2 protein-coding genes are annotated in these 2,936 nt (G+C 61.2%); both read left to right on the top strand.

All coding sequences use genetic code 11. The features are described from left to right. Nucleotides 1-499 (top strand): succinate dehydrogenase iron-sulfur subunit (locus tag B2V21_RS10110; RefSeq protein ID WP_286916771.1); only part of this gene is annotated, 499 nt, incomplete at its 5' end. Nucleotides 500-745: 246 nt separating this feature from the next. Then, nucleotides 746-2,936 (top strand): 2-oxoglutarate dehydrogenase E1 component (locus B2V21_RS10105; protein ID WP_286916770.1); only part of this gene is annotated, 2,191 nt, incomplete at its 3' end.

Genomic DNA, 2,936 nt, shown 5'->3' with positions numbered 1-2,936 from the left:
CGGCCTGGCGTGCATCACGCCGCTGTCCGCTGTCGTAAAAGGTAACAAGTTGATCGTGCGTCCGCTGCCAGGATTGCCCGTCATCCGTGACCTGGTCGTGGATATGAGCATCTTCTACAAGCAGTACGAGAAGGTGAAGCCGTTCCTGCAGAACGACACACCGGCTCCGGCCATCGAGCGTCTGCAGACTCCGGAAGAGCGTGAAAAGCTTGACGGTCTGTACGAGTGCATCCTGTGTGCATGCTGCTCGACATCCTGCCCGTCGTTCTGGTGGAACCCCGACAAGTTCCTGGGCCCGGCAGCGTTGCTGCAGGCTTATCGTTTCCTGGCCGACAGCCGCGATACCCGGACCAGCGAGCGCCTCGCATCGATGGATGATCCGTTCAGCGTATTCCGCTGCCGCGGCATCATGAACTGCGTCAGCGTCTGCCCGAAAGGCTTGAACCCCACCAAGGCCATTGGCCATGTGCGGAACATGCTGCTGTCCAACGGCGTCTGATTCAACTGCTACACCGCAAGCCGTCACAGCGCAGGATCGATCCTGCGCTGTGACGAAAACCCGAGCGCGGCTGCGTATGGCTTCGCTTTTACTTTCGAAGAAACAAGACCAGCAGGGGCTCCGGGCTGGTACCCGGACTACCAGCGTACAACTCTGAGGTGGCTTGCACGGTCGCTCTACACGGACCGCGTCAATACGCCCAAGGTGTCAGCGCCGGTGGTGTCCCCTAACCGAGGGTGACCAAGCATGCAAGAAAGCGTGATGCAGCGCATGTGGAACAGCGCCCACCTATCCGGTGGTAACGCTGCCTATGTGGAAGAGCTCTATGAGCTTTACCTGCACGACCCTAACGCTGTGCCAGAGGAATGGCGCACCTACTTTCAGAAGTTGCCTGCCGAAGGCAGCACTGCCACCGACGTTGCACACTCCACCATTCGCGATCATTTCGTCCTGCTGGCCAAAAACCAGCGCCGTGCTCAACCGGTTTCCGCCGGGAGCGTGAGCAGCGAGCACGAAAAGAAGCAGGTAGAAGTGCTGCGACTGATTCAGGCCTACCGGATGCGCGGCCACCAGGCAGCCCAACTGGACCCGTTGGGGCTGTGGCAACGGCCTGCTCCGGCAGACCTGTCAATCAACCATTACGGCATGACCAATGCCGATCTGGATACGACCTTCCGTGCCGGCGACCTGTTCATCGGCAAGGAGGAGGCGAGCCTACGTGAAATTCTCGAGGCTTTGCAGCAGACATATTGCCGCACCATCGGCGCCGAGTTCACTCACATCACCGATTCCGAGCAGCGCAGCTGGTTCCAGCAGCGTCTGGAAAGCGTGCGCGGTCGTCCTTCGTTCTCGGCCGAGATCCGCAGCCACGTGCTGGAGCGCGTCACCGCTGCCGAAGGCCTTGAGAAGTATCTGGGCACCAAGTACCCCGGCACCAAGCGTTTCGGTCTGGAAGGTGGCGAAGCCCTGATCCCGATGCTCGACGAGATGATTCAGCGCTCGGGCTCCTACGGCACCAAGGAAGTCGTGATCGGCATGGCCCACCGTGGCCGTCTCAACGTACTGGTCAACACCTTCGGCAAGAACCCGCGCGACCTGTTCGACGAGTTCGAAGGCAAGAAGAAGGTCGAGCTGGGCTCCGGTGACGTCAAGTACCACCAGGGCTTTTCGTCCAATGTGATGACCGCAGGTGGCGAAGTGCACCTAGCCATGGCGTTCAACCCGTCCCACCTGGAGATCGTTTCTCCGGTGGTCGAGGGTTCGGTACGTGCCCGCCAGGACCGTCGCAACGATGCGGTCGGTGACAAGGTGCTGCCGATCTCGCTGCACGGCGACGCTGCATTCGCCGGCCAGGGCGTGGTCATGGAAACCTTCCAGATGTCGCAGACCCGCGGTTTCAAGACCGGCGGTACCGTGCACATCGTGATCAACAACCAGGTTGGTTTCACCATCAGCAACCCGTACGACGCGCGCTCCACCGAGTACGCGACCGACGTGGCCAAGATGATCCAGGCGCCGATCCTGCACGTGAACGGCGATGATCCGGAAGCCGTGGTGTTCGTCACCCAGCTGGCCATCGACTATCGCATGCAGTTCAAGCGCGACGTGGTCATCGACCTGGTGTGCTACCGCCGTCGCGGCCACAACGAGGCCGACGAGCCAAGTGGCACTCAGCCGCTGATGTACCAGCAGATCGCCAAGCAGCGCACCACCCGCGAGCTGTATGCCGAAAGCCTGATCAAGGCCGGCGTGCTCGACGAAGGCAGCGTGCAGAGCCAGATCGACGAGTACCGCAATGCGCTGGACAACGGTCTGCACGTGGTCAAGAGCCTGGTCAAGGAGCCGAACAAGGAATTGTTCGTCGACTGGCGTCCTTACCTGGGCCATGCCTGGACGGCGCGCCATGACACGCGCTTCGACCTCAAGACCCTGCAGGAACTGTCCGCCAAGCTGCTGGAGATTCCCGAAGGCTTCGTGGTGCAGCGCCAGGTGTCCAAGATCTACGAAGATCGCCAGAAGATGCAGGCCGGTGGCTTGCCGATCAACTGGGGCTATGCCGAGACCATGGCGTACGCGACCTTGGCCTTCGAAGGTCATCCGATCCGCATGACCGGCCAGGACATCGGCCGCGGCACCTTCTCGCACCGCCATGCGGTGTTGCACAACCAGAAGGATGCGGCGACCTACATTCCGCTGCAGAACCTGTACAACGGCCAGCCGCGCTTCGATCTGTACGACTCGTTCCTGTCCGAAGAGGCGGTTCTGGCGTTCGAATACGGCTACTCGACCACCTCGCCCAACGCGTTGGTGATCTGGGAAGCGCAGTTCGGTGACTTCGCCAACGGTGCACAGGTCGTGGTCGACCAGTTCATCACCAGCGGTGAGCACAAGTGGGGCCGTCTGTGCGGTCTGACCATGCTGCTGCCGCACGGCTACG

The organism is Pseudomonas sp. UBA6276 (genome assembly GCF_002438365.1).
Lineage (GTDB): Bacteria > Pseudomonadota > Gammaproteobacteria > Pseudomonadales > Pseudomonadaceae > Aquipseudomonas > Aquipseudomonas coleopterorum.
The sequence above is the reverse complement of the archived record's forward strand: the minus strand, read 5'-3'. Positions and strand labels throughout refer to the sequence as shown.